We start from the raw sequence: 26,987 nt of genomic DNA, 5'->3' as shown, positions 1-26,987 counted from the left end.
GCGCCGCCCGGGGGGGCGCGGCGGGGGGGGGGGCAAACCGGTGTTTACGCCCCGCCCCGCTCGGACTGCGGCTCCCGTGACCGGGTCTGTCGACCGTGGATCCGTCGGACGCGCCGTGCCGCCTGCCCCGGGGGACGTACGGCTCAGTGGGCCGCGGCGCGTGCCATGGATCCGCGGTGCGGTTGCGCCGGAACGCCTCGGGCGGGTTCCGGTGCTCCCCTGCCGTCGGCGGGGGCCTGCCGGCCTGCCGGGGCGGGGCTGCGGCGCGGCTGGGCCGCCACGCCGTTCTGGACGTCCATCACGGCGTGCGCGACGAGTCCGCCCATCGGGTCGTGCCGGATCAGATCCCGCAACCGGGAACGCGAGGAGCGTCCCTCGTTCCCCGGGTACAGGTGCTTGCCGAGGCCGACCGCGTGCGCCAGTGCGGCGAGCGCCGCGGTCCGCGGGTCCGGCGGAACGCCGGTGCGGATCGCGGAGTCCAGCCGGGCCTTGATCTCCCGGCTGATCTCGGTGTCCGTCGCCTGGTAGCGAGTCGTCGGCAACACCCCGCACATCTGTCCGGCCACGGCGTGCACCATGCCGCACCGCTCCAGATGCGAGAGATAGGTCTGGCGCAGCCCGAGACGCGGCCCGCCGATCCAGTGGACCGCCCGTACCGGAGCGCCGCGCCTTCGCAGCAACTCCAACGCGCAGTCCAGTGTTGGGTCTCCAGTCGGCCGTGGCACGACCACGGCGATACGATCCCCGTCTGGGGCTATCCGTCCGGCCAGCGCCAGCTCCACTAGCTGTGCTCCGGCCAGACCGAGGTCGAGCGACTGCGGCTGTGCGGTGGTACCCGTGGTCGGGTCCAATGCCAGCAGCAAAAGCTCTTCCGGAAGTGTTCTGCGGCTCCTGCCCATCCATGCCTCCCCGCGTGGATGTCTGACAGGGTGACCCCTCTCACATTGGTCTGTCGAGGGTGCGTGACCGGTTCGTAGTGGAACCAGTAGCTATGTCGTTCTCGTCTACCACGTGGGGGAAGCCCGCACACAGGACACTGGTACATGGTTCGGACAGCGCTGCGGAGCGCTGTCGCGGGCGGGCGGTTCACGGTTCGGTTGGCGCACGCGGGGCGTGCGGCACATGGAGGAGGCATCGGTGGCGGGCGAGTCCCCCGACAGGTCGAAGCAGCGCGAGTCGTCGGAAGAACCGACGTCGGGGAGCGCGGGTCCGGTTCCCGGGAAGCGGGATCCCCGGTGGGCGGTGAGCCGCGAGGCCGAGCCCTCGAAGGACCGTGGGAACGTCGACACGGCCACCCGTGTGCTGTCGGTGCGCGACGACGCGCCCGCCGGCGAGGGTGACGGGTCCGGCCGTCTGCGCGAGGCGGTGGCCACATGGGTCCGCTCGGCGGAACCGGACGGGGACCCGGAGGAGGCCCCGGACGGGGCGGAGGGTGCCGCCGACGGAGCGGGGGACGCCTCCGGGGCCGGTACGGCCGCGGCGGGGCGGGAGTCCGGCGCCCAGGAGGGGTCCGAGGCGGAGCCGGCGTCCGACCGGGCGGACACCGCGGTCGAGGACGCCTCCGGGCGGACGGCTGCCGCCGGGAAGCCGGAGGACGAGGCCGAGGGCGCTTCCGAGGAACCGACGGACGGCCCCGAGAACGCCGGGAGCGGGACACCCACCGCCACGGCCGACGCGTCCCGCGCCGAGGACGGGCCCGGGAACGCCACGCGGGCCGCCTCCGAGGCCGACACGGACGCACGCACGCCGAAGCCCACGACCGACACGCCCCACGACCAGGACGGCCCCGAGAAGGCCGGAAAGGCCACCCCCGAGGCCGACACGGACGCGGACGCACCGCAGCCCGCCGCCTCAGCGGGCGACGAGGACGCCGTACAGGGCTCCACCGGCGCCGGGACGGACACGGACGCGCCCGAGCCCGCCGCCTCGGCGGGCGACGCGGCCCACGGTCAGGACGGGTCCGGGGACGCCGCGCAGGACGTGCCGGGCGCCGGTGCGGAGAAGAGCGTCTCCTCCGCGGCCGCCGGTACGGCGAAGGCCGCCGCCCTCGCGGGCGCGGCCCCCGACGGGGAGGACCCCGAGGCGGGTCCGTCCGAGGACGGCGACGGGAAGCCGGCCGCGGCCGACGACACCTCCGCCGAGGACGACGAGGGCCCCGGGGACGACGCGGACGAACCCGGAGACGAGCCGGCGGCGGGCGCCGGGGACGGCCGGCCGAAGGCCGGGGGCCCCGTCGATCAGCCCACCGCTGTCTTCCGGACCGGGCGGCCCTCCGCGCCGGCCGTGGACCAGCCCACCACCATGCTCAAGCTGGGCGACGCGGGCCGCGAGGCCGCGGCCGAGCGGACCAGCAAGTTCGTCGCGCTCAAGCGGGACGAGGACCTTGGCGTCCGCAAACCTCCCGCCACCCCCGCCGCCCCCGCCACCCCTGCCGCCCCCGCCGGGGCCACCACCTCCCTCCCGCAGGTCGGCCCCGAGCGGACCACGCAGCAGCCGCTGCCGCCCAGGCCGCCGCTGGACCTGCTGGCCGAGCTGACCAACACCCCGCCGCCCCCGCAGACCCCGCTGCGGACCGCCGTGCGACGGGTCAAGATCTGGACGCCGCTGGTCCTGCTCCTGGTGATCGTGTTTGCAGTCGTTCAGGCCATGCGCCCGCTGCCGGCGGCCGCGCTGACGCTCACCGCGGAGGACTCGTACACCTTCGAGGGCGGCAAGGTCTCCCTGCCGTGGCCGGGCGAGGGCCAGGGCTGGATGGATGTCAACGGCATCGGCACGATGGACGGTTACGGCGACCAGAAGCCGGTCGCGATCGGGTCCGTCGCCAAGGCGATGACGGCGTACGTCGTCCTCAAGGACCACCGGCTGAAGTCGGGCGAGGAGGGTCCCGACGTCCCCGTCGACGCCACGGCCGAGAAGGAGGGCGGCTACGACTCGGAGGGCGAGTCCACCCTCAACACCGTCAAGGAGGGCGACAAGCTCACCCTGCGTCAGGCCATCTCGGCGATCATGATTCCGTCGGCCAACAACATCGCGCGGCTGCTGGCCCGCTGGGACGCCGGCAGCGAGGCGGAGTTCATCCAGAAGATGAACGACACCGCCAAGGAGCTCGGGATGGAGAACACGACGTACACCGACGCCTCCGGGCTGAAGGAGACGACCGTCTCCACCGCCGAGGACCAGGTGAAGCTGGGCAACGAGCTGGTGAAGATGCCCGCGCTGATGGAGATCACCAAGCTGCCGGAGTGGATCGACCCGTCGGGCACGAAGCACCGCAACTACAACACGCTGGTCCCCTACAACAACGCCCTCGGCATCAAGACCGGCTCCACCACCAAGGCCGGCGGCAACCTGCTGTTCGCGGCGACGAAGGAGGCCGGCGGCGAGACCGTCACCGTGGTCGGCGCGATCCTCGGCCAGCACAAGGCGCCGATCATCGACACGGTCAACGCCGTCAGCGAGACGGCGCTGCTCGCCGCCCAGGACGCGATCACCTCGGCGAAGATCGTGAAGAAGGGCGACGTCGTCGGGTACGTGGACGACAGGATGGGCGGCCGGACCCCGGTCGTGGCGACCAAGGACGTCCCGGCGGTCGGCTGGGCCGGGCTGACGGTGAAGCTGTCGTTCGCGCCGTCCGACGTACCGCACACCGCGAAGGCCGGCACCGAGGTGGGCACGCTCACCGTGGGCGACGGCACGGGCGGCGCCGTCAAGGTGCCGGTCGCCCTGCGGGAAGACCTGGTGGAGCCCGGCTTCACGGACAAGCTGACGCGTCTCACCTGATCCGCTCCGACACATCGAGCGCCCTGTCCGGTCCGCGTGGACCGGACAGGGCGCTGTTCTGTTCCTCCGCATCCGGCCCCGGCCGCCGCGGCGCGCCCCCCATTTCGTTGACCTATGCAATTACATGGTCAAACGTCAGCAGCGAGCGCTTTGGTCACCTCTGGCACCAACGTGATCACCAACGGTCACAGAACCGCCTCGTCACACACCAGGGGGGAAACCGCATGACCGAGTTGAGAGACCTGACCAGTCTTCACACCTTCCGTCCCGTCCCGGCCGTTCACCGTGCGCGTGGCGGCCCCGAAGCCGTCGCCCTGGGCCAGGGTGGCCACCGTGACCGCCCTGATCCCGCAGAAGCTGCGGCCGGCGCGCCGCGGACAGGAAAGGAGGAGACCGGGGTCGTGGCGGTCCGGTCCGCCGTCGAGACGAGGATCCAGCGTGGCATCGTCACAGCCGACGCCGCTTCCTTCCGTGCGCTGAAGGCGACCAGGAAGGCCTGGCCGGCGTCCGCCCGCCGGGTCCTCGAACCCACTCCCCGGGCTACGGGCGCGCCACCACGCCCGCGGCCCGCGTCACCGCTCCGTCTCCTCGCACTCCAGCGGCTTCTCGCGGGACGGCCCGCCGTACAGGGAGCTGATCCGGACGTCACCCGCCTCCTGGACCGTCAGCCGGGTGAACTCGCCCTCGTCGGCCAGGCAGCCGTTGTCCGCCCACAGCCAGGGCGAGTAGGCGATCCGCACGGTGACCGTGCCGGGCCGCGGCATGCGGACGACGAGGTTGGCGCCGTCGGAACTCACCACCGAGGCGGGTTCGTCGACGAGCGGAGTCGCGTTCTTCACCCGGTAGATCTTCCAGTTGGCGTCCTCCCACACCAGGTCCAGATAGTCCGGCTCGCTGCTCACCAGCGCGTGCTCCAGCTTCGCGGGGCCGTCCGGCTCACCGTTGACGAGGACGACGAAGCCCACGGCCCACTGGGAGAGCCAGTCGCTGTAGGCCTTGGAGGTGAAGGTGCCCTCGGGCACCTCGGTCCCGCCGTGCCCCTCGTAGAAGAGGCGGCCGCGCTCCACGTCGGCCTGGCGGTTCCAGCCGCGCGCCATGTTGATGTGGGGCGCGAGGATGGCGGCCTCCCGGTGGTCGCGGGCCGGTACCACCTCGACCCTCGTCCGCTCGGCGTCCAGCCGCTCGAGCTCGTTGACGACACCGTCGGTCTTGACGGCCCACTCGGGCACCTTGGTGTTGGTGACTATGTCGGCGATCGTCTTGCCGGACAACCAGGTCAGGGCCAGGGCCAGGGCCACCGCGCAGCCCACCTTCCGCCGCCCGGGCGTGAGTCGGCCGAGTGAGCGCCGGGCGGGCGGCGTGCCGTCCCCCGCACGGCTGTCCCCCGCACGGCTGTCCCCTGCACGGCTGTCCCCCGCACGGCCGTCCCACCGGTACATCGCTATGGCGAGCAGGGCGGCGGGCGCCGCCAACTCCGTGAGGCGTTCGACGTTCGTGCCGATCGGCGACGCGATCAGGTAGCAGAGCACCACTCCGAGTGCGTACACGGCGGCGCTGTACCGCAGCAGCCGCCAGGCCTTCGGCGCCACCAGGATGATCACCGCGCACAGCAGGACGGGCGGCCATATCCGGGCGAACGCCATGGGCTGCTCGCCCTCGAACGGAAAGAGCAGCGTGGTCGTGGCGACCACGGCGACCGGCGGCAGGATCAGCGCGAGGGCGCGGCCCCACTCGCGCGTGAGCAGGTAGCCGGCTCCCACCACGAGGAGGAACAACCCGGCGACCGGGCTCCCCATCGTGGCCAGTGCCGCGGCCAGAGCCGCCGCCGTGAGGTACCGGCCGCCGCGCCCGCTGACCACCGCGAGCACGGCGCCCATGGCGAAGGCACTGCCGAGCATGAAGGTCGAGCGTCCGGACACCACCTGGCACCACAGGGAGAACATCACCACCAGCGCGGGCCAGACGGGTCTGCGCACTCCCGTGCGCTGGACCACCGCGCCGGCGAGCCACGACGCCGTGAGTCCCGACAGCAGGGTGACGGGGACCACTCCCAGGGCCGCCATCAGGTACGGCGAGATCACGCTGTAGTTCGCCGCGTGCAGGCCGCCGTACCAGAACAGGTTGTAGGCGTAGCCCGGATACATCCTCGCGAACTCGGCCCACGCGACCTGCGCCGCCAGGTCGCCGCCGCCCGTCGCGAACACCGCTCCCCACACGCCGTACAGCGGCAGGGAACACACCAGGACGGTGAGAGGGACGCGGTGACGCTCGTACCAGGACCGGCGATCCCGCATGGACTTGTCGCGCAGGGCAGGGCGGTGCGGGCTCAGCTCGGCGAAGGCCACTGCGGCTATCCATTCGACTCGTACGGGAGGGTCTCGCTTCATGTAGACGCTAATCGACCACCGACCGTTGGCAGCAGGGACCCCGCAGTTGGAGGGCCGTCAACCCGAGCGACCGTCCGCGCACCGGCGACGGCGGACCGGTCCACCCGACAGGGTGTTCACATCACTGAACCAAAATCACCAAGGCGAACATTTTACCCGCTCTTGACCTGACGCTTTATTGTCATGATCGCGCCATAACGCCCACGATGAGCGGGCACTTCGCGGCCCTCCTCGTCCCTACCCCGCTCAGGCGAAGTGCCAACCAGCTGAGTGGAGTTCACAAGGCGGACCCTGGAAGGGGGGACATGAACGGTCTCGACTGGGCGGTTCTCATCGGCTACTTCGCCGTGATGGTCGCCATCGGTGTCTGGTCGCACAAGCGGGTGGACAACGTCAGCGACTTCTTCACGGCCGGCGGCAAGATGCCCTGGTGGCTCTCCGGCATCTCCCACCACATGTCGGGGTACAGCGCGGTGATGTTCACCGGCTACGCCGGCATCGCCTACACCTACGGCGTGACGTCCTTCGTCACCTGGTCGTTCCCCATCGCCTTCGGCATCGCCATCGGGTCGAAGCTGTTCGCCCCGCGGATCAACCGGCTGCGCTCCCGGCTCCACGTCGCCTCACCGCTGGAGTACCTGAAGAACCGCTACGACCTGAAGACGCAGCAGGCGCTGGCCTGGTCCGGCATGCTGCTGAAGATCGTGGACGTGGGCGCGAAGTGGGCGGCCATCGCCACCCTGCTGTCGGTGTTCACCGGCGTCTCGCTCAACCAGGGCATCCTCATCACCGGCGTCGTCACGGCGATCTACTGCACCATCGGCGGCCTGTGGGCGGACGCGCTGACCGAGCTCGGCCAGTTCATCATCCAGCTCCTTGCCGGCATCGCGATGTTCGTCGCGGTGGTGATCGAACTCGGCGACCACGGCGGCTTCTTCGGGGCGTGGGACGAGCCGGAGCTCCAGGGCCACGGGGAGCCGCTGGTCGGACCGTACGGCACGGTCTTCCTGCTGGCGTTCCTGTTCATCAAGCTGTTCGAGTACAACGGCGGCATGCTCAACCAGGCCCAGCGCTACATGGCCACCCCCAACGCCCGCGAGGCGGAGCGCTCGGCACGGCTGTCCGCGGTGCTGTGGCTGGTCTGGCCGGTGATCCTGTTCTTCCCGATGTGGATGTCGCCGCTGCTGGTGGAGTCCCAGAAGGCGGACGGCTCCGACTCCTACGCCCTGATGACCGAGCAACTGCTGCCGCACGGCCTGCTGGGCCTGGTCATCGTCGGCTTCTTCTCCCACACGATGGCCATGTGCTCCTCGGACGCCAACGCCATCGCGGCCGTCTTCACCCGTGACGTGGCGCCGGTGCTGTCGGCGAAGGCACGGACGTGGGGCGAGCGGTCCGGCCTGCTCGCGGCCCGGATCACGACGGTGGTCTTCCTCGGCCTGTCCATGGCCGTCGCGACCCAGGTCAACTCGCCGGCCTTCAAGGACATCATCACGGTCGTCATCAAGTGGGTGGCCGGTCTCATGGGCCCGATCGCCATCCCGATGATGCTGGGCCTGCTGCGGCCGTTCCGCCGCTCCGGCCCGACCGCGGCGCTCACCAGCTGGGGGCTGGGCCTGCTGGCCTTCTGGCTGGTGAACTACCCGATCCACTGGGCCGTCGACGGCGGCGTACCGCTGGAGTACCAGGTCTCCATCCCGCTGGCGGTCTCGCTGGTCCTCTACGTCCTGATCGGTTACGTGAAGCCGGAGGACACCCCGGAGCGGATGGCGGTCATCGAGACCGTCAACACCGACGGCGACGACGACTCGGCCGCGGCGGCGGTCCCGGCTCCCGCGGAGGAGACCGCCCGGGTGAAGGACCAGCGGCCTCTCGGGTAGCCGGCCCCTCAGGCGCCCCGCGGGTACCTCGTCAGCCAGGCGGGGGACGCGCCGGCGGGTCCGTGCAGTGCGGGGCCCTGGGTCATCTCCATCGCGAAGTCGTCGGCGAGTTCCAGGATCGTGGGACGGCCCTCCAGCTCGGCCAGCCAGGCCGGCGGGAGGGCCGTCTCGCCGTGCAGCGCCCCGAGCAGCCCGCCGGCCAGCGCCCCGGCGGCGGCGCTGGGCCCGTCGTGGTTCACGGCCAGGCACAGCCCCTGCCGTACGTCCTCCCCCACCAGCGCGCAGTACACGGCGGCGGCGAGCAGCCCCTCGGCGGTGGCGTTCCCGACCAGCTCCGTGACCCGCTCCGGGGTGGGCATCCCCTGCCGCACGGCACCCAGCGCGTGCTGGAGCGCGTCCGACACCGGCTGATGGCCCGGCCGGGCGGCCAGCAGCGCGAGCGCCCGCTGCACGGCCGTGTCCAGGCTCTCGCCCCGGGCCAGCGCGTGCACGATCACGGCGTACGCGCCCGCCGCCAGGCAGGCGACCGGGTGGCCGTGGGTCTGCGCCGCGCACTCCACGGCGAGCTGCGCCACGAGCTGCGGCTCCCAGCCGACGAGCAGCCCGAACGGCGCGGACCTGGCGGCGGCTTCGGGCCCCGCCGCGCCGGGGTTCTTGGGCGCCTCGAGCGTCCCCATCGTCTCGTCCCCGAGCCCCAGCAGCAGCGTGCGGGCGGGGTCCCGGCGGGCGTACAGCCACTCCTCGCGCGCCAGCCAGCCGTCGTCCTCGCGCCGCTCGTCCGGCCCCCAGTCCCGCTGGGTGGCGGCCCAGCGCAGATACGCCCGGTGCAGGTCGGTCGGCGGGTGCCAGGCGCCGGTGTCGCGCCGTACCTGGGCGCGGATCAGGCCGTCCACGGAGAAGAGGGTGAGCTGGGTGTGGTGGGTGACGGCACCGCGCCGGCCGTGGGCGGGGGCGAGATCGGCGAGACCCTCCGCGCCGTACGCCTCCCGTATCCCGTCGGCCGTCACCCCGTCCACGGGCGCGCCCAGCGCGTCACCGAGGGCGACCCCGAGCAGCGTCCCGCGCACCCGGCTGCGGAAGTCCTGCTGCTCGCGACGCCCCCACACGGGCCCGGCGGTACCGCCCACCCCGACCTCCCGGGACCTCGTCCGTATGTGCGGTGCCAGCACTGTAATCGAACGGGGACGGTCGGTTCAGGGGGTGATTCGGTACGCGGGGTGTGAGGCGTGTGAAGTGAGTGATCGGAGGTGGTCGGGCAGGGCGATGTCAGCCGTCGCGGTGACGTACGACCGCGTCCCGCTGGGTGCGCGCCCATTCGTAGGCGGGGTCGAGTTCCAGGGCACGGTCCAGGTCGGCCAGGGCCTCGGCGGGACGGCCGAGGTTGAAGCGGGACACGCCCCGGCTCGCGTACGCCGACCTGTACTCGGGGTCGAGGCTCAGGGCGAGGTCGTACGCGACGAGCGCCTCCTCGTCGCGCCCGGCGGCACGGAGCGCGTCGCCGCGTTCGCAGTGGGCCCACGGGGAGTCGGGCTGCAGGGCGACGGCCCGGTCGAGGTCGGCGAGCCGGCGTCCGGGTTCGCCGAGTTCCCGCCACACGCGGGCCCGGCGGATCAGCGCCCAGGGGTAGTCGTGGTCGAGTTCCAGGGCGCGGTCCAGTGCGATGAGCGCGGCGGCCGGGGCGCCGAGGGCGAGCCGGGTGGCGCCGAGGGAGGCCCAGGCGTAGGCGTGCCCCGGATCCAGGGTGAGCGCCGTGCGCAGGTCCCGCACCGCCGCCGAGTGGCGGCGCAGGACACGGCGGTACTCGCCCAGCAGGGCGAAGAGGCCGGCGTCCCGGGGCGCCAGCCGGACCGCGTGCCTCAGGTGGGCGACGGCGGCCGGGTAGTCGCCCCGGGCCGCGGCCAGGACGGCCTTGCCGCGGTGGAGCCGGGCCGCCAGTGAGGAGGAGAGCACGGCACCGAGGCCCATGTCACCGGTCCCGGGCACCGCCGGCTCACCGTCCGCACCGTGCACCCCCGCACCGTCCGCACCGTGCACCCCCGCACCGTCCGCGCCGTACGACCCCGCACCGTCCGCGCCGTACGACCCCGCACCGTCCGCGCCGTACGACCCCGCACCGTCCGCGCCGTACGACCCCGCACCGTCCGCACCATACGACCCCGCACCGTCCGCACCATACGACCCCGCACCGGCGACGATGAGGCCGCCCGGCCACGGGCTCCCCAGCAGGTCGGCGTCGTCGCCGGCCACCGGCGACGTCTCACGACGCCACCGCGAGTCCGCCCGATCGCGCCCCACCGGGTGATCGGCGGGCGGTTCGGGCAGCAGACGCAGCAGCCGGTCCAGGACGGCTCCCGGGCCGCCCTCCCCGAGCGCCCCGGACAGCTCCCGCCACCAGCCGGTCACCGTCTCCAGGTCCGCGTCCCGGCCCGCGTCCTCCAGCAGCCGTACCCACCGCTCGGCCACGGCCCCACCCTGCCCGCAGGCCTCGACCAGCTCCCGGATCACCACCTGCGGCGCCCCGGGCTCCCGGGCGCACAGCAGGTGGTACGACTCCGCCAGCCGCAGTTCCCGCCACTCCTCGTCCGCCCACAGCTCCCCGGCGGCCCGCCCGGCCTCGCCCTCCTCACGCCACCGGCGGAACGTCCCGGCCAGATGCCGGTGCCGTTCCGCCCACCCGCGCGGGGAGCGGGTGCGCTGCCACCGCAGCATCGGGGCGCGCACGGCATCGTGGTAGCGGAGCCGCGCCGCGCGCTCGTCGGTGAACGCCAGCCCGCCCAGCCAGTCGTACAACTCGTCGCGCTGTTCCTCCGGGCAGTCGGCCGCCGCCCGGAACACGTCCGCGTCCAGCCAGCGCGGCAGCGCGCCCCAGACCGCGGCGGCCCTGCGCGCGGGTTCCGGCTCCCACTTCAGGAACCGTTCGACCGCCGTCGCGCTCGGGTCGTGCACGTCGTCGGGTCCGGCGGGCCGGGTCCCGGCGAGGGTGGAGACCAGGACCGGGAGACCGCCGGTGAGCCGCAGGACCTCGGTGACGACCGGTTCCGCCGTGACGCCCCGGTCGGCGAGCAGTTCACGCGCCTCCGCGTCGGTGAACGGTGCGAGCGGCACGGCGGTCATGAAATCCGCGAAGCCGCCCCAGCGGGCGGCGTCGAAGGGGCGCTGGCCGGCGGTCACGACGATCACGGTGGCGGGCAGGGTGCCGTGGCGGTCGGTCGTCATGATGTCGTGCAGCCAGCCGTCGAGAAACGGACCGGTCCGCTCGTAGGTGTCGAAGAACAGCACGATCCACGGCACCGAGGAGGCCGCGTCGGTGAGTTCCTTCGCCAGCACCGGGGTGAGGACGCTCTCCGGGGAGAGGACGAGCCGCACGTCCTCGTGGCTGCGGAAGCGTGCGCCGAGGGTGGCACGCAACCGGTCGGTGCCCTGGGCGAGTTGGCCCGGATCGACGGCGCCGGTGAAGGCACCGACGCCCGGTATCAGTCCGAGGCCGGCCAGTCCCGCCCGGGCGAGCGCCATGCTGCCCGCCGACGGGCCGCCCTCCGGGGCCGGATCCAGCGCGGCGAGAGCGGCGAGCTCCGCCTCATGGCGCCGTTCGCGGTGCGCGAGCAGGAGCTTGTCCAGCTCCTTGAAGCGGTGCCCCTGGTCGCCGGCCTGACGGCACACCGCGGCCAGCACCTCGGGCACGCAGCCGGCGCTCTCGTCGACGTACGCCGTCAGCGCCCCCCGTTCCCGGGCGATCTGCTCGAACTCCCGGACCAGGAACGTCTTTCCGACGCCCGCGTTGCCGTGCACGTGGAACAGGAAGCGGTGCCGCCCGTCCTCGGGCGCGGTGTCGAAGTTTCCCCGGAACAGCTCGCGTTCGGCGCTGCGGGCCACCAGTCCGGCGCGCCTGCGCCGCTGGATCAACTGCTGCATCGACGACCGTGCCTGCGCCACGCGAACGTCCCCTCACCCCGGAATCCGACGCGCCCCATTCTCGCCCAACAGGCAGGGGAGGCAACGTCCGTTACGGGGAAGGAAGAAGGCATGCCCACCACGACCGCACGCGGGGCGCTGCCCCTCGCCGCCACGCTCCTCACCGCCTCCGTCGCCCTCTACATGGCGCTGGTCGCCCTCGGCAACATCACGGACTTCGGCACGAACCAGGACTTCGTCCGGCATGTCCTCGCGATGGACACCACGTTCAAGGACGACGACCTGATGTGGCGCGCGATCACGAACGAGGGCGTGCAGGACGCCGCGTACGTCGCGATCATCGTCTGGGAGACGACCGCCGCACTGGTCCTCATCTACGGCACCTGGCTCTGGGCCCGCCACGACCACCCGCGCGCCCGCCGCGTCTCCACCTACGGCCTGCTGATGGTGATGCTCCTCTTCGGCGCCGGCTTCATGGCGATCGGCGGCGAGTGGTTCGCGATGTGGCAGTCGGAGGACTGGAACGGCCTGGACGCGGCCCTGCGCGTCTTCGTCCTCAGCGGCGTGGTCCTGCTGGTCAACCACCTGCCGGTGACGCACACCGAAAGGCACGACGCCCGCTGAGGGGCCGCAGCACCTTCACCCCGTGCCCCTTCCCATGAGCGCCTTCTCCGCGGGGGCGGCTCGCGCAGCCCTCCTGCGCGTGCTCCCCCTCGGCCTTCCCGTGGGTCCGTCATCTGTCGGCAGCCGAGCGGGAGGAGTTCGCGGCCGAACTCCTCGGAGCCATGGACGATGCGCCCGGCCGGGATCCCCACGCCGATGTCCATCGAGTCGTCGTCGAGTGGCGCGCGACAGCACGCATCCTCGCCGAGCTCGAGGAATGACTGACCAGCACACTTATGGCATTTGCGATGCCATAATGGGGTCATGGCTGACGACGACACCGAATTCCCTCCCGGCGACGGCCCCAGCAGCGGCGTCTCCATCACCCTCACCGCCGGCACCCTGCAGGCGATCCGTGAGCGGGTCGGCAAGCGGGGTGTCTCGGCGTACCTGGAGAGGGCGGCTCAGCGGCAGATCGAGCGGGACCAGCTGGACGAGTTGATCGCCTCCTTCGAGGAGGTCCACGGGCCCGCGGACCCGGGCGCCGTGGCGGCCAAGCGCGCCAGGCTCACCGGGGAGGGTTCCGGCGCGGGGGCCGCCGCGTGAGCGGTGCCCTCGTCCTGGACAGTGAAGGGCTGGCCAAGGCCGTACAGCGGGACCGCGAGGTGCACGAGTGGCTGACGGCCGCTCGGGAGGCGGATCTGCCGGTGATCACCTCGGCGTCGGTCCTGGTCGAGGTGATCCATCCGAGGATCAACGATGCCGCGCTGCGATGGACGCTCTCGCGGCTGCGCGTGGAGCCGGTCACCCAGGCACTCGCCCAGTCCGCTGCCGCCCTGCTGCGTGCCGCCGGACTGCACGGCCACAAGTACGCCATCGACGCCATGCTCTGCGCGACCGCCCTGCACCACCCGGGCAAGGTGACCGTCCTGACGTCCGACGTGGAGGACATCGGCCTGCTCACCGCCGCGCATCCACGCGTGGTGGCCGAGAAGGTCTGAGTCCGCCCCGGCTACTCGACGACCCGTACCGTCGTGCCCGCCGCGCCGAAGGTCCACAGGGCCTTGCCGTCGGGCTTGGCGACGCGGATGCCGCCCGTCTGCGCGCCCGGGTCGGCGGGCGGGGGCGAGGAGCCGTCGACCGCGTTGGAGAAGGCGACGAAGACACCGGACTTCTGGGCGAAGTACATGATGTGCTCGACCGGGACGCCGTCGCTGCCGGTGGTGGCCTCGGTGCGCTTGCCGATCGTGTACGTGCCGGGGTCCGGGGCGACCGTGCCCGGCCAGACCGCGAAGGAGCGGCGGGGGGCGTCGCTGGCGTCGACCAGCCAGACCCGCTTCGCACCGAGGGAGTAGACGATCCGGCGGCCGGTGCCCGAGTCGGCCGGTACCGCCGCCGACTCCTTCTCCTCCGGCTCGGCGGACGGTTTCGCGTCCGCCGTCGCCGACGCGCTCGGCCGGGTCGTGGCGGCGGTGGGCTTCGTCCCCTGGTCCGCCTGGACGGCCAGGACCGCCACCGCGGCAATCGCCCCCGTGGTCAGCCCGGTCACCCAGGCCCACGAAGGAAGACGGGCAGGCACCGGTACGCATCTCCTCAGCTACGGGTCCCGGTCGAAGGCCTCGGGTTGCGGTCCGAAGGCCGCGGGTCCCGATCGAACGCGGTTCGGATCATCCTACTGCCAGCACCCGCGCTTCCCCGGCCCGTCTCAGTCCAGGACCGGCAACAGCTCCGGCAGGTGACCGTCCGACGCCTCCGCCGTACGACGGCGCTCCTCCGGCACCTCGCCGTACAGGGTGGTACGGGGCTTCGCCGGGCGGCCCGCGGCCTCCGCGACCGCGATCAGGTCCTTGACCGACTTGTAGGAACCGTACGACGAGCCCGCCATCCGCGAGATCGTCTCCTCCATCAGCGTGCCGCCGAGGTCGTTCGCGCCGGAGCGGAGCATCTCCGCCGCGCCCTCCGCGCCCAGTTTCACCCAGCTCGTCTGGATGTTGGGGATGTGCGGGTGCAGCAGGAGGCGGGCCATCGCCGTGACCGCGCGGTTGTCCCGGACCGTCGGACCCGGGCGGGCGATGCCCGCCAGGTAGACGGGGGCGTTGGTGTGCACGAAGGGAAGGGTCACGAACTCCGTGAAACCGCCGGTCCGCTGCTGGATGCCCGCCAGGGTGCGCAGGTGGCCCAGCCAGTGGCGGGGCTGGTCGACGTGACCGTACATCATCGTCGAGGACGAGCGGATGCCCAGCTCGTGGGCCGTGGTGACCACCTCGGTCCAGGTCGCCGCCGGGAGTTTCCCCTTGGTCAGGATCCAGCGGACCTCGTCGTCGAGGATCTCCGCCGCCGTGCCGGGGATGGTGTCCAGACCGGCCTCCTTCGCCGCCGTCAGCCACTCCCGGATCGACATGCCGGTGCGGGTCGCGCCGTTGACGACCTCCATCGGGGAGAAGGCGTGCACGTGCATGCCGGGGACGCGTTCCTTCACCGCCCTCGCGATGTCGAAGTACGCCGTCCCGGGCAGGTCGGGGTGGATGCCGCCCTGCATGCAGACCTCCACCGCGCCCACGTCCCACGCCTGCCGGGCGCGGTCGGCGACCTGGTCGAGCGAGAGCGTGTAGGCGTCCGCGTCCGTACGGCGCTGCGCGAAGGCGCAGAAGCGGCAGCCGGTGTAACAGACGTTGGTGAAGTTGATGTTGCGGGTGACGATGTACGTCACGTCGTCGCCCACCACCGACTTCCGCACGTCGTCCGCCACCCGGCACAGCGCGTCCAGCGCCGGGCCGTCCGCGTGCAGCAGCGCCAGCGCCTCCGCGTCGGTCAGCTTCGTCGGGTCGTCGGCCGCCGTGCGCAGGGCCTCGCGGACGTCGGTGTCGATGCGCTGCGGGACCATGCCGGGGGCGGCGGCCTCGCGCAGGGCGTCCCAGTCGCCGTACACCTCGTCGAAGTCGTCGCGGCGGTCGGACGTCCGGCCCTCGGTGTCGATGGTGCGGTGCAGGTCGGTGCGGCCGGTCGCGGTGAACGCCTCGTCCGGCTCCTGCCAGGGCAGCCCCTGGGGGAGGGCGCCGGGGCGTGCCAGGCCCGTGGCGGGATCGGCGAGCGCGGCCACGTGCGGACGCAGCCGCGGGTCCAGCCACGGCTCGCCCCGTCGCACGAACTCCGGGTAGACGCAGAGGCGTTCGCGCAGCTCGAAGCCGGCCGCCCGGGACTTCTCGGCCAGTTCGTCGATCCGCGGCCAGGGGCGCTCGGGGTTGACGTGGTCGATGGTGAGCGGGGAGACCCCGCCCCAGTCGTCGATGCCGGCCGCGATCAGGCGTCCGTACTCGGCGTCGACCAGGTTCGGCGGAGCCTGGAGACAGGCGGAGGGGCCGAGGACGAGCCGGGCGACGGCGACCGTGGCGACCAGCTCGTCGAGTTCCGCGTCCGGCATGCCGCGCATCGCGGTGTCCGGCTTGGCGCGGAAGTTCTGGATGATCAGTTCCTGGATGCCGTGGTGGGCGCGGGAGATCTTCCGCAGCGCGAACAGCGACTCGGCGCGCTCCTCGTAGGTCTCGCCGATGCCGATGAGGATGCCGGACGTGAAGGGGACCGAGGAGCGGCCCGCGTCCTCGAGCACCCGCAGCCGTACGGCGGGCTCCTTGTCCGGGGAGCCGTGGTGCGGGCCGCCGGGCTCGGACCACAGGCGGGTCGCCGTCGTCTCCAGCATCATGCCCATGGAGGGCGCGACCGGCTTGAGGCGCTGGAAGTCGGTCCAGGTCAGGACGCCCGGGTTGAGGTGCGGGAGGAGTCCCGTCTCCTCCAGGATGCGGATGGAGATGGCGCGGACGTAGGCGATCGTGTCGTCGTAGCCGTGCGCGTCGAGCCACTCGCGCGCCTCGGGCCAGCGGTCCTCGGGCTTGTCGCCGAGGGTGATGAGGGCTTCCTTGCAGCCGGCGGCGGCGCCCTCGCGGGCGATGTCCAGCACCTCGTCCGGCGACATGAACATCCCGTGCCCGGCCCGGCGCAGCTTGCCGGGCACGGTGACGAACGTGCAGTAGTGGCACTTGTCCCGGCACAACCGGGTCAGCGGGACGAAGACGCTCTTGGAGTACGTGATGACACCGGGCCGCCCCGCCGCCTCGAGCCCCGCGTCCCGCACCCGGGCGGCCGACGCGGAGAGGTCCTGAAGGTGCTCACCGCGCGCCTGGAGCAGGACCGCCGCCTCAAAGACGTCCAGGGAGACGCCGTCCCGGGCGCGTCTGAGGGCGCGCCGCAGGGAGTTCTCGGTGGGGCCGCCGGTTCCGGTGGTCACGGAAGTCGTCATTCTTTGAGCATACGTTCGGACTGATCAGGTCCCTTGCCCGTCCGCTCCGTCCGCTCCGCTCACGAACGGCTGGAACGCGTCCAGTGCCCGCAGCACCCCCGCCTCCCCCTCCGGCGGCAGCTGCACCACGACCTCCTCGACGCCCAGCTCCGCGAAGTGCGCCAGCTTGCCCGCGGTGGGGCGCACGGCGTACGGCACGACCTGGAGGGCGCCGGGGTCGCGGCCCGCGTCGGCCCAGGCGGTGCGCAGCGCGGGCAGCGCCTCCGTCAGGCCCCGCCCGCCGATCGGCAGCCAGCCGTCGGCGTACTCGCAGATGTGTGCGAACAGCTTCGGTCCCGCCGCCCCGCCGACCAGCGTGCGCGGCCCGATCACAGGACCGCGCGGCTTCCGCACCGGCTTGGGATGCGCGAAGCTCGCCCGCACGCTCCCGAACTCCCCTTCGTACGCCGTCGGTTCCTCCGCCCACAGCGCCCGCATCAGCCCCATCCGGTCCCGCACCAGCTCACGCCGGGTCCGCCACTCCACCCCGTGGTCGGCGGCCTCCTCGACGTTCCAGCCGAAGCCGAGCCCCAGCGTGAACCGGCCGCCGGAGAGGTGGTCCAGCGTCGCGACCTGTTTGGCCAGGTCGATCGGGTCGTGCTGCGCGGCGAGCGTGATGCCGGTGCCGAGCCCCAGCCGTTCGGTGACGGCGGCGGCCTGCCCGAGCGCGACGAAGGGGTCGAGCGTGCGGCCGTACTCCCGCGGCAGCTCGCCGCCCGCCGGATACGGGCTGGTCCGCTCGACGGGGATGTGCGTGTGTTCCGGCAGGTACAGCCCGGCGAACCCGCGCTGCTCCAGCTCACGGGCGAGCCGGACCGGGGTGATCGTCTCGTCGGTGAGGAAGATCGTGACGGCGATGCGCATGAGCGGCCTTTCGTACGCGGACGACGGACCCATCAATACCCGCGCGGCTCCCATCTGTCCATACCGACCGGTCGGCATTCCGCCCCGGCGTCCCCTCCGCTCCGCGCGCCCCGCTCAGTGGAAGGCCAGCCAGCCGATCCCCGCGACCGCCGTGAAGCCGCCGACGGCCAGGTCGGCCGGCCGGTGGCGGCGCAGCGCGAAACCGAGCAGCACGGCGGTGAGCAGCACGGCGACCGTTCCGATCGCACCTTTCACGGGGCCCTGACTGAAACCGAACTCGTTGATGTGCCGGACGAGCCAGACGAACCAGGCGAATCTCATGGTCTGCTGTCGATTCCCTTCTCTTACACGGCAGTTCACCGCTCCATACAAGGGTTGCACCGCACCGACCCCTGCACCACCCAAGCCCTGTCACCATCCGACACCCTGGGAGCAGCAGCATGTGCGAGGAGCATCAGAGCGGGATCGGGCGGCGCGCCGTGTTCATGACGGGCGCCGCCGCCGCACTTACGTGGGGAAGCGTGAGCTTCGCTTCCGCGGCGGACCGGGACGGCCGGGAGACGAGGACGGTGCGCGGCACCCTCCCGCCGGGCGCCCCCGACTTCGTGTACGTCCCCGTCGAGGTGCCCGACGGCGTCCGCGAGATCAAGGTCGCCTACACCTACGACCGGCCCACCGTGCCGGCCGGCACCACCGGCAACGCCCTCGACATCGGCATCTTCGACGAGCGCGGCACCGAGCTGGGCGGCCGGGGCTTCCGGGGCTGGTCGGGCGGGGCGCGCACGGAGTTCTTCCTCCGCGCCGACGACGCCACCCCCGGCTACCTCCCCGGCCCGGTGCGCGAGGGCACCTGGCACATCGCGCTGGGCCCGTACACCGTGGCCCCGCAGGGACTGTCGTACGAGATCACCGTGACGCTGACCTACGGGGAGCCCGGCGAGACCGTGCGTCCGGTGTATCCGCCGGAGCGGGCCAGGGGGCGGGGGCGGGCCTGGTACCGGGGCGACTGCCACCTGCACTCCTGGTACTCCGACGGCCGCCGCACCCCCGCCGAGATCGCCGCGCTCGCCCGCGCGGCCGGGCTGGACTTCATCAACAGCAGCGAGCACAACACGCACTCGGCGCACGCCCATTGGGCCGAGGCGGCGGGTGACGACCTGCTGGTGCTGCTGGGCGAGGAGGTCACCACCCGCAACGGGCACGTCGTCGCGATCGGCACGGACCCCGGCACGTTCGTCGACTGGCGCTACCGCGCCCGCGACAACCGCTTCGGCCGGTTCGCCCGGCAGATCCGCCGCGCCGGCGGCCTGGTCGTCCCCGCCCATCCGCACGCCACCTGCGTCGGCTGCACCTGGAAGTTCGGCTTCGGCGAGGCGGACGCCGTGGAGGTGTGGAACGGCCCGTACACGCCCGACGACGAGGTGGCGCTGGCCGACTGGGACGGCATGCTGGTGGCGTCCGTGAGAGACGGACGCGACGGCCGCGACTGGATCCCGGCGATGGGCAGCAGCGACGCCCACCGCGACCCGGACGTCGTCGGCAGCCCGCAGACCGTGGTCCTCGCCGACGACCTCACCCGGGAGGCCGTCCAGGACGGCATCCGCGCGGGCCGCTCGTACATCGCCGAGTCCAGCAGGCTGTCCCTCGGCTTCACCGCGTCCGGCGGGCGCGGCGAACACGCCGGAATCGGCGAGCGGTTGCGGGTGGACGAGGACACCCCGGTCACCGTCCGCCTGGAGGTCACCGGCGCCCCGCGCTGCACCGTACGGTTCGTCACCGACCAGGGCGTGCTGCACACCAGTGCCCCGCTGCCGGTGTCCGGGGCGGGCGTGGTGGAGTGGCGCACCACACCGTCGTACGCCGCCTACGTACGCGCCGAACTGCGGCACGAGACGGCCGCCGGACCGCTGCCCGGCGCCCTGGCCGGATTCACCAACCCGATATTCCTCGGCCGCCGGTAGGCTCGACGCACGATGACTTCTCGCGCCGAACGCACGTACCGGGCGGCCACGGCGTTCCAGCGCCGGATCGGGAATCCGGTCCTGCGCCGGATCGGGAATCCGGTCCTGCGCCGGATCGGGAATCCGGTCCTGCGCCGGATCGGGAATCCGGTCCTGCGCCGGATGCCGCTCCAGACCCTCCTGGAGACCACCGGACGCCTCTCCGGTCTGCCCCGCCGGACCCCGGTGGGCGGGCGGCGGGCGGGCGGGCGGCGGGCCGGAAACCCCTTCTGGCTGGTGTCGGAGTTCGGCGAGCGGTCGCAGTACGTCCGCAACGTCAAGGCGGACCCCCGGGTGCGAGTGCGCATCCGGGGCCACCGGCACACCGGCACCGCACATCTCCTGCCCGACGACGACCCCGTGGCCCGGCCGCGTACCCTGCCCCGCCTCAACAGCGCCGCCGTGCGGGCCTTCGGGGCGGGGCTGCTGAGGGTGCGGGTGGATCTGGACGGCTGAGGACGAAATGTGTGGGCCCGGTGACGGCCCGCCGCTCCCCGTGTGATCGCCGTCTCGCACGACTGCCGCATCCGCCATGAACAAGGCAAACTGGCGTAGTTGCTCAGGATACGTAGGGGGACTGCATGGACGGTGTGCCGCGAGGACCGGAGCAGCGGCGTCCCGGCTCCTCGACGGAGCCCGGGACGCTGCGCTTCGGCGTGCTCGGACCGGTGCGCGCCTGGCGCGACGGCGAGCCGGTCGCCACCGGCAGCCCCCAGCAACGCGCCCTGCTCGCAGCCTTGTTGCTGCGCGAGGGCCGTACGGCCACGGCGGCCGAACTCATCGACGCCCTGTGGGGCGAGGAACCGCCGTCCCAGGCGCTGGCGGCGGTGCGCACCTACGCCTCCCGGTTGCGGAAGGTGCTGGACCCCGGGGTCCTGGTCAGCGAGTCCGGCGGCTACGCGGTGCGCGGACTCGGCGAGGGCGCGCTGGATCTCGCGGCGGCGCAGGAGCTGGCGGCGGAGGCGGAGAAGGCGCGGAACACCGGGGACCTGTGCCACGCGCGGGACGTGCTCAACCGGGTCCTGGCCCTGTGGGACGGCGAGACACTGGCCGGGGTACCGGGCCCCTACGCGGAGGCCCAGCGGGTCCGCCTGGAGGAATGGCGGCTCCAACTCCTCGAATCCCGCCTGGACATGGACCTGGAGCAGGGCTGCCACGCGGAGGCGGTCTCGGAGCTGACGGCGCTGACGGCGGCGCATCCGCTGCGGGAGCGGTTGCGCGAGCTGCTGATGCTGGCGCTCTACCGCAGCGGCCGCCAGGCGGAGGCGCTCGCGGTGTACGCGGACACCCACCGCCTCCTCGCCGACGAACTGGGCGTCGATCCGCGCCCGGGTCTGCAGGAACTCCAGCAACGCATCCTCCAGGCCGACCCGGGCCTGGCGGAACCGTCCGCCCCCATGGCGGAACCGGTGGCGGTCCCCGTCCGCCCGGCCCAGCTCCCGGCGACGGTGCCGGACTTCACGGGCCGCGCGTCCTTCGTACGGGAGCTGAGCGACGTACTGGCGTCGGCGTCCGGCGCGGAGGCCCAGGTGATGGCGGTGTCGGCGCTGGCCGGCATCGGCGGCGTCGGCAAGACGACCCTGGCGGTGCACGTGGCTCACGCGGCGCGTTCCTCCTTCCCCGACGGCCAGCTGTACGTCGACCTCCAGGGCGCGGGATCCCGTTCCGCGGAACCGGAGACGGTCCTGGGCGCCTTCCTGCGCGCCCTCGGCACGGCGGACTCGGCGATCCCGGACTCCCTGGAGGAGCGGGCGGCGCTGTACCGCTCGGTCCTGGACGGCCGCCGGGTGCTGGTCCTGCTGGACAACGCGCGGGACGCGGCGCAGGTCAGGCCTCTGCTCCCCGGGACGGCGGGCTGCGCGGCCCTGGTGACGTCGCGGGTCCGGATGGTGGGCCTGGCCGGGGCCCACCTGGTCGACCTGGACGTGATGTCACCGGAGGAGGCGCTGGCGCTCTTCACGAAGATCGTGGGCGAGGAACGGGTCGCCTCGGAGCGCGAGGCCGCCCTGGACGTGGTGGCGGCGTGCGGCTTCCTGCCGCTGGCGATCCGCATCGCGGCGTCCAGGCTCGCGGCGAGGCGCACCTGGACGGTCTCGGTCCTGGCGGCGAAGCTCGCGGACGAACGCCGCAGGCTTGACGAACTCCAGGCGGGCGACCTGGCGGTGAAGGCGACGTTCGAGCTGGGCTACGGGCAGTTGGAGCCGGCCCAGGCACGGGCATTCCGGCTGCTGGGGCTGGCGGACGGCCCGGACATCTCGCTGGCGGCGGCAGCGGCGGTACTGGACCTCCCGGCGGAGGACACGGAGGACCTGCTGGAGTCCCTGGTCGACACGTCGCTGCTGGAGTCGGCGGCGCCGGGGCGGTACCGGTTCCACGATCTGGTGCGGCTCTACGCGCGTGCGTGTGCGGAACGCGACGAACAGCCGCCCGGTGAGCGGGAGGCGGCGCTTTCGCGGGTGCTGGACTTCTACCTGGCCACGGCGGCGGGGGTGTACGCGCTCGAACGGCCGGGGGACCGGCTGGTCCATCACCTGGAAGCAACGCGGTACGCCGGACTCCACTTCAGTGATCGGCAAGAGGCCCTGGACTGGCTCTACTCCGAGGCCAACTCCCTCTTGGCCTGCGCCCGACAAGCCTTTGGCACCGATCGCCTCCGCAGGGGAGTGGACCTTCTGTGGGCCGCCAAGGACCTGGGGGAGTCCGGGGCCAACTCCAAGCAGTACGAGTCAGCCGCGTTCGCCGCCAAGGACGCCGCGCAGGCCGTCGGGGACCCCCACTCAGAAGGACGCGCCCGGACCGCCCTGACCAACGTGCACCTGGTGGCAGGTCGTTACGAGGAAGCGGACGAGGAGGCACGGCAGGCGGAGTTGCTCGCCAACGCCGCGGAGGATCCCACCCCTCTCTTCTGGGCCAGCAACGACCGCGGGATCATCGGACTCAACCAGGGCCGTTACCAGGACGCCGAGCAGCACCTGCTCCGTGCCATCGAGGTGTCACGGGACGACGAGAACCTGGCCGGGGAGGCAAGCGCCCTGTGCAATCTGTCGCGAGTCCACCTGGCCATGGGCCGTACCTCTCTCGCGATCACTCTCGCTCAGCAAGGCATCGGCGTGTACGGCCGTTTGGGAACGACCGTACGGTTGGCCAATGCCAAGTACGCCTTGGGTCTGGCCTTGACGGAGGCCGAGCGGCCCCGTGATTCCCTCCGGGAACTCACCGAAGCCCTGGACATGTTCCGGATGAACCGGCAGCGCCTCTGGGAAGGCACGACGCACTTCCGCATTGCGCAGGCCCACCTGGTGGGACAGAACTACCCACAGGCGGCCCAGCATGCCGAGCAGGCCCTGACCGTCGGCTGTATCGGCGGCGACCGGGTACGCGCCGGCGTACTGACCACCCTGGGACGTGCTCTGTACGCGCTTGACCAGACGGACCGCGCGCGCGTCTGCTGGCTGGAGGCACTGCCTCTGCACGAGCAGGCCGGGTCCCCCGAGGCGAGCACCGTACGCACGCTCCTCTCCCCGCTCGCCGCCGCGTAGCGGGTCCACCGGGACGTTCATCGATTGTTTATGCCCGGCTGCCATGCTCTGCATGTCGATCCGTCGCGTCGGGGGGCAGGCGGGTCGCTTGGACCTCACCTCTTGTGTGAGAGTCCTACCCGGCCCCTGCCCAGCAGCCCTCGGGGGAGCCGCTGGACAGGGGCCACCAGATCTGATCCGTTCGCAAAGGGAGCCGTGAGATGGACGAAAGCCGGATGAAGACGGAAGACGCGACCACACAGGACAACCACTCTCCCGCACCGCCGACCGACGAGAAGATCACGACTCTGGACAACCACTCTCCGGTACCGCCGGCCGACGGTGTCATCACCACACTGGACAACCACTCGCCCGCCCCGCCCGCCCTGGACCTCGACGGAGGCAAGTAGCCGTCCTTCCCACACGGGGATCGGCCGCGGCGGCGCGGAGGGGGAGCCGTCGCGGCCGACGTGTGTCCGCACAGGTCTCTGGTCAACCTTTGACGCGAACCGTTCGAATCACTCGAACAATTGACTGCGCTCGTCCTGATGTCCCTTCCCGTACGGATCTGCTCTCCCACAACAGGAGTCACAGTGACCCGCACCAAGAAGGTCCTCGCCACCCTCACCCTGGTCATCGGCATCACCGGCGCCGTCGCGAGCCCGGCGCCGGCCGACACCAACATGCCCTGACGCATCGCCCGACCACCGATGGGGCCGAGGGAAACCTCGGCCCCGTCGTCGTACGCCCGCCCTGATCTACGTACAGGCCAGCTCGCACCACACCACCTTGCCCTCGCCTCCATGGTCCACTCCCCATCTGCACACCACCGCGTCGAGCAGCGACAGCCCGCGCCCCCGTTCCTCCTCGGCGTCGGCTCGGCGGAGTACGGGCAGCGTGTGCGGGTCGGGATCGGTGACCTCGACGCGGATGTGCGTACCCGTGCGGGCCACGCGGACGCGTACGGGAGCGCCCTCCCCCACGTGACGGATCACGTTGCTCACCAGTTCCGTGACGCAGAGCTGGACATCGGCGCACGGCTCGTCCAGCCACTCGCGTACGGCCCGCCGCAGTTCGGGAACCGCCTCGGGGAAGGCGAGCAGGTCGAGCCGGAGAGCCGGGAGGACCCGTTCCGGTGCGCTCACCCCTCCGCCGCCTTCCGGAGAACCTCCGCCAACTGCCGCGCCGTGGCCGTGTTGCAGTTGCCGAGGGCGATCAGACCGGCCGCCGGGTGGTACGACCCGGCGAAGCTCGGCAGGTCCACGCCGAGGGACGGCAGGGTGATGCCGTGGGCGGCGAGGGCTGCGCGCAGTTCCTCCGCGACTGGTTCCGGCGGCGGGGGCCATGACTGCATGGGCGTACACCTTCCGTGCGCTCTGTGACGAATCAGTCACAGAGTGACGTCATTCTGCGTACCGTGAAAGGGGTCCGGCCTCCCCGCCGCGAACGGCGGAACCGGGCACGGTGACGGTGGAGTTGTGGAGTTACGGAATCGGCGGGTGGTGGCCGGCATGCCGCGCAAGGACATCGACGGGTCGGAGAGCGTCCCGGGCTTCTACGGCAAGGAGTTGCGCTGGAAACGGGAGCAGTCGGGGCTCACGCTCCAGCAGTTGGCGGAGGGCAGCTTCTACGGGCTGAGTCACCTCAGCGAGATCGAACGCGGCCAGCGGCGCATGCCGCGCGAGCTGGCCGAGCACGTGGATCAAGTCCTCGGTACGGACGGGTTCTTCGCGCGGCGGTGCGAGGACGTGCGCAATGCTCGGAGGAAGGGGCACGCGAAGTACTTCGAGCGGGTGCTGGAGGCGGAGCGGCACGCGGACGTCATCGAGGAGTGGTGTCCGACGGTCTTCCCCGGGCTGCTCCAGACCGGCCCGTACGCCCGTGCCGTCGTCCGCGCCACGCACCCGCTGGAGCCGGCGGAGACGACGGACGAGAAGGTGGAGGCGCGGCTGACAAGGGCCCGTCTCTTCGACGACGACCAGTCGACGCCCGAGTACTGGGTGGTGCTGGACGAGTCGCTCATCCGGCGCTCCATCCTCCCTCCGGCGGAGATGGCCGAGCAGTTGGAGCGCGTGATGGAGCTGGCCCGGCGCCCGCGCATCACTCCACAGGTGTTGCCGTGGAATACCGGACGGCCGCATCCATTCATGCTCGGTACGGCGATGCTCATGTCCTTCCCCGACGCCCCGCCGCTCGTCTACACCGAGTCCCTGCACACCGGGGACACCATCGACGAACCGGCTCTCGTGAAGGAGTACCGCAAGTCGTACGATCGCCTCAGGGCCGCCGCTCTGCCGCCGGAGGCGTCCCTCGCCATGATCGAGGAAGCGGCTGAGGACTGTCGAAATGGCAAGCAGCGGGATTGACTTGACCAGCGTCCGCTGGCGGACGAGCAGCTACAGCAACGGCAGCGGCGGGAACTGCGTCGAGGTCGCCGTCGGCCTCCCGGACACGGGGGCGGACATGGTGGTCCCCGTACGCGACTCGAAGCAGTCCGGGGGCGGTCCCGTGCTGGTCTTCCGGGCGGCTGCGTGGGGTGCGTTCCTGGACGAGCTGCGGCACTGAGGCCGGGGCCGGCCACGGGGTTATCCACAGGGACGGGAGGCTCCTGTCCCGTATCGGCGAGACTGCCGTCGTGGAACGCGTGGGGCCCAGGACCGATCTGCGGGCGCTGGCGCGGGGAGGCGTGCTGCTCACCGCGTGGGCGCTGGACGCCGGATGGCCGCAGAGCTCGCTCGCTCTGCGGCTGCGCGCGGACGGATGGACCCGCGTGCGGAACGGGGCGTGGATCGAGCCGGGGAAGGTGATCGACGCAGGGGTACGGATGAGGGTGACCCAACTCCTCACTCCCCGGCTCGTCGTGAGTCACCGCTCGGCCGCTCGGCTGTGGCAGATCGAGACGCTGGGTACGGGCTCGGCGGAGCGGGTCGAGTTCACCGACCCCGGGCTCAGCTTCCGGGGCAGGCTCACGGACGTCCGCGTGCATCGCCTGCCCCTCGCCGAGACGGATGTCGCGCGCCGATGCGGGTTGCGGGTCACCGACGTGCCCCGGACCCTCGCCGATCTGTTGCGGAACGGCGGCCGGGACGACGCCCTGGTGGCCGTGGAGTCCGCGCTCGGTTACCGCAGGGTGGGTGGAGTGCGTCGGCCGCCGCTCGTCGCTCCGGCCGCGCTCTCCCTCGCGCTGGAGGCACCGCTGCTGGGCTCCGCTCGGGCTCGGGACCGGCTGGGGCTCGTCGACCGTGACTCCGGGTCCCCCGCGGAGACGATCGCGCGCCTCCGCATGCTCGACGCCGGTCTGCGTCCGGAGACGCAGGTCGAGGTGCGTACGCCGAGCGGCCGACGCCGCTACCTCGACTTCCTGTTCCGGGCCGAGGGACTCGCGGTGGAGATCGAGGGCTACGCCTACCACGGCACCCGCGAGGCCCACCGCCGGGACATGGCCCGCTTCAACGAGATCGCCCGCTGCCCGGAAGTCCGGCACGTCCTGCGCTTCGGAGCGGCGGAGGTGTTCGAGGGGGCCGGGGCCATGATCGATGAGATCCGTGCCTCGCTGGTTTGGCTGAGGGCGAGGGGAGGTGGTCCGCCCGTCGCTTCCACGTGACCGTCGGGCCACTCGCTTCTTTGTCAGTGTCGTGCTTCCGCGGGCCGCGTCAAGGGCGCTGCGTTCCGCTGCGCTGCACTCCGCGTCGCCTTCGGCGATGGGCCTG

At 72.3% G+C, this 26,987-nt stretch carries 22 protein-coding genes; 12 read left to right on the top strand and 10 right to left on the bottom strand.

Annotated elements, in window-relative coordinates; genetic code table 11:
* Positions 1-143 precede the first annotated feature (143 nt).
* Entirely contained in the window at positions 144-899 is a 756-nt protein-coding gene (locus ACFXAE_RS30040; RefSeq protein WP_384720670.1) for a GPP34 family phosphoprotein, read from the bottom strand.
* Positions 900-1,242: 343 nt separating this feature from the next.
* Here ACFXAE_RS30040 and ACFXAE_RS30035 point away from each other — a divergent pair, with 343 nt between their 5' ends.
* Positions 1,243-3,780, top strand: a complete 2,538-nt coding sequence (locus tag ACFXAE_RS30035) for a serine hydrolase (protein ID WP_384720667.1) — start codon at positions 1,243-1,245, stop codon at positions 3,778-3,780.
* A 572-nt stretch (positions 3,781-4,352) separates the two neighbouring features.
* Here ACFXAE_RS30035 and ACFXAE_RS30030 read toward each other — a convergent pair.
* Positions 4,353-6,074, bottom strand: a complete 1,722-nt coding sequence (locus ACFXAE_RS30030; protein WP_384720716.1) for a hypothetical protein — start codon at positions 6,072-6,074, stop codon at positions 4,353-4,355.
* 398 nt (positions 6,075-6,472) lie between these two features.
* On the opposite strand from ACFXAE_RS30030, the gene ACFXAE_RS30025 reads away from it, so the two are divergent.
* Positions 6,473-8,047, top strand: coding sequence for a sodium:solute symporter family protein (locus tag ACFXAE_RS30025; RefSeq protein WP_384720664.1), 1,575 nt, complete (start codon positions 6,473-6,475; stop codon positions 8,045-8,047).
* Between the two features lie 8 nt (positions 8,048-8,055).
* Here the strand turns inward: ACFXAE_RS30025 and ACFXAE_RS30020 are convergent, their stop codons facing one another.
* Both ACFXAE_RS30020 and ACFXAE_RS30015 read right to left on the bottom strand, forming a co-directional pair.
* The gene (locus tag ACFXAE_RS30020) at positions 8,056-9,174 is read right to left on the bottom strand and encodes an ADP-ribosylglycohydrolase family protein (RefSeq protein ID WP_384720661.1); all 1,119 of its coding nucleotides are present in this window, start codon (positions 9,172-9,174) and stop codon (positions 8,056-8,058) included.
* 139 nt (positions 9,175-9,313) lie between these two features.
* Positions 9,314-11,959 carry a tetratricopeptide repeat protein gene (locus ACFXAE_RS30015; protein ID WP_384720713.1) on the bottom strand — a complete coding sequence of 882 codons (2,646 nt, stop codon included), beginning with the start codon at positions 11,957-11,959 and terminating at the stop codon, positions 9,314-9,316.
* Between the two features lie 111 nt (positions 11,960-12,070).
* Here ACFXAE_RS30015 and ACFXAE_RS30010 point away from each other — a divergent pair, with 111 nt between their 5' ends.
* The 3 genes from ACFXAE_RS30010 to ACFXAE_RS30000 all read left to right on the top strand — a co-directional run bounded on the left by ACFXAE_RS30010 (position 12,071) and on the right by ACFXAE_RS30000 (position 13,563).
* Positions 12,071-12,583, top strand: coding sequence for a DUF2165 domain-containing protein (locus ACFXAE_RS30010; protein WP_384720659.1), 513 nt, complete (start codon positions 12,071-12,073; stop codon positions 12,581-12,583).
* Between the two features lie 303 nt (positions 12,584-12,886).
* Positions 12,887-13,168 carry a hypothetical protein gene (locus ACFXAE_RS30005; RefSeq protein ID WP_384720656.1) on the top strand — a complete coding sequence of 94 codons (282 nt, stop codon included), beginning with the start codon at positions 12,887-12,889 and terminating at the stop codon, positions 13,166-13,168.
* On the top strand, positions 13,165-13,563 hold the full coding sequence (locus tag ACFXAE_RS30000; RefSeq protein ID WP_384720653.1) for a PIN domain-containing protein: 399 nt from the start codon (positions 13,165-13,167) through the stop codon (positions 13,561-13,563). Before ACFXAE_RS30005 ends, ACFXAE_RS30000 begins: the two co-directional genes overlap by 4 nt.
* Before the next feature lie 11 nt (positions 13,564-13,574).
* On the opposite strand, the gene ACFXAE_RS29995 is transcribed toward ACFXAE_RS30000, so the two are convergent.
* The 4 genes from ACFXAE_RS29995 to ACFXAE_RS29980 all read right to left on the bottom strand — a co-directional run bounded on the left by ACFXAE_RS29995 (position 13,575) and on the right by ACFXAE_RS29980 (position 18,080).
* Positions 13,575-14,141, bottom strand: coding sequence for a hypothetical protein (locus ACFXAE_RS29995; RefSeq protein WP_384720650.1), 567 nt, complete (start codon positions 14,139-14,141; stop codon positions 13,575-13,577).
* Positions 14,142-14,267: 126 nt separating this feature from the next.
* The gene (locus ACFXAE_RS29990) at positions 14,268-16,856 is read right to left on the bottom strand and encodes a bifunctional FO biosynthesis protein CofGH (protein WP_384720647.1); all 2,589 of its coding nucleotides are present in this window, start codon (positions 16,854-16,856) and stop codon (positions 14,268-14,270) included.
* A gap of 24 nt (positions 16,857-16,880) precedes the next feature.
* Positions 16,881-17,759 (bottom strand): LLM class F420-dependent oxidoreductase, encoded by an 879-nt coding sequence (locus ACFXAE_RS29985; RefSeq protein ID WP_384720644.1) that lies wholly within the window; start codon positions 17,757-17,759, stop codon positions 16,881-16,883.
* A gap of 114 nt (positions 17,760-17,873) precedes the next feature.
* The gene (locus ACFXAE_RS29980) at positions 17,874-18,080 is read right to left on the bottom strand and encodes a hypothetical protein (protein WP_384720641.1); all 207 of its coding nucleotides are present in this window, start codon (positions 18,078-18,080) and stop codon (positions 17,874-17,876) included.
* Between the two features lie 119 nt (positions 18,081-18,199).
* On the opposite strand from ACFXAE_RS29980, the gene ACFXAE_RS29975 reads away from it, so the two are divergent.
* The 4 genes from ACFXAE_RS29975 (at position 18,200) to ACFXAE_RS29960 (ending at position 23,687) form a co-directional block, all read left to right on the top strand.
* Positions 18,200-19,720 carry a CehA/McbA family metallohydrolase gene (locus ACFXAE_RS29975; protein ID WP_384720638.1) on the top strand — a complete coding sequence of 507 codons (1,521 nt, stop codon included), beginning with the start codon at positions 18,200-18,202 and terminating at the stop codon, positions 19,718-19,720.
* A gap of 12 nt (positions 19,721-19,732) precedes the next feature.
* A complete protein-coding gene (locus ACFXAE_RS29970; protein ID WP_384720635.1) occupies positions 19,733-20,215 on the top strand; it encodes a nitroreductase/quinone reductase family protein in 483 nt (160 codons plus the stop codon).
* Between the two features lie 125 nt (positions 20,216-20,340).
* The gene (locus ACFXAE_RS29965; protein ID WP_384720632.1) at positions 20,341-23,298 is read left to right on the top strand and encodes a BTAD domain-containing putative transcriptional regulator; all 2,958 of its coding nucleotides are present in this window, start codon (positions 20,341-20,343) and stop codon (positions 23,296-23,298) included.
* 200 nt (positions 23,299-23,498) lie between these two features.
* A complete protein-coding gene (locus tag ACFXAE_RS29960; RefSeq protein WP_384720629.1) occupies positions 23,499-23,687 on the top strand; it encodes a hypothetical protein in 189 nt (62 codons plus the stop codon).
* A gap of 348 nt (positions 23,688-24,035) precedes the next feature.
* On the opposite strand, the gene ACFXAE_RS29955 is transcribed toward ACFXAE_RS29960, so the two are convergent.
* Both ACFXAE_RS29955 and ACFXAE_RS29950 read right to left on the bottom strand, forming a co-directional pair.
* Positions 24,036-24,422 carry an ATP-binding protein gene (locus ACFXAE_RS29955; RefSeq protein ID WP_384720626.1) on the bottom strand — a complete coding sequence of 129 codons (387 nt, stop codon included), beginning with the start codon at positions 24,420-24,422 and terminating at the stop codon, positions 24,036-24,038.
* Positions 24,419-24,631, bottom strand: coding sequence for a hypothetical protein (locus ACFXAE_RS29950; RefSeq protein WP_384720623.1), 213 nt, complete (start codon positions 24,629-24,631; stop codon positions 24,419-24,421). The genes ACFXAE_RS29955 and ACFXAE_RS29950 overlap by 4 nt, the downstream gene beginning before the upstream one ends.
* 157 nt (positions 24,632-24,788) lie before the next feature.
* Between ACFXAE_RS29950 and ACFXAE_RS29945 the strand changes: the two genes are divergently transcribed.
* The 3 genes from ACFXAE_RS29945 to ACFXAE_RS29935 all read left to right on the top strand — a co-directional run bounded on the left by ACFXAE_RS29945 (position 24,789) and on the right by ACFXAE_RS29935 (position 26,881).
* Positions 24,789-25,643, top strand: a complete 855-nt coding sequence (locus tag ACFXAE_RS29945; RefSeq protein ID WP_384720619.1) for a helix-turn-helix domain-containing protein — start codon at positions 24,789-24,791, stop codon at positions 25,641-25,643.
* A gap of 1 nt (position 25,644) precedes the next feature.
* On the top strand, positions 25,645-25,842 hold the full coding sequence (locus ACFXAE_RS29940; RefSeq protein WP_384720616.1) for a DUF397 domain-containing protein: 198 nt from the start codon (positions 25,645-25,647) through the stop codon (positions 25,840-25,842).
* 70 nt (positions 25,843-25,912) lie between these two features.
* Positions 25,913-26,881 (top strand): hypothetical protein, encoded by a 969-nt coding sequence (locus ACFXAE_RS29935; RefSeq protein ID WP_384720613.1) that lies wholly within the window; start codon positions 25,913-25,915, stop codon positions 26,879-26,881.
* Positions 26,882-26,987: the final 106 nt, after the last annotated feature.

The organism is Streptomyces sp. NPDC059454 (assembly GCF_042749965.1).
GTDB lineage: Bacteria > Actinomycetota > Actinomycetes > Streptomycetales > Streptomycetaceae > Streptomyces.
The sequence above is the reverse complement of the archived record's forward strand: the minus strand, read 5'-3'. Positions and strand labels throughout refer to the sequence as shown.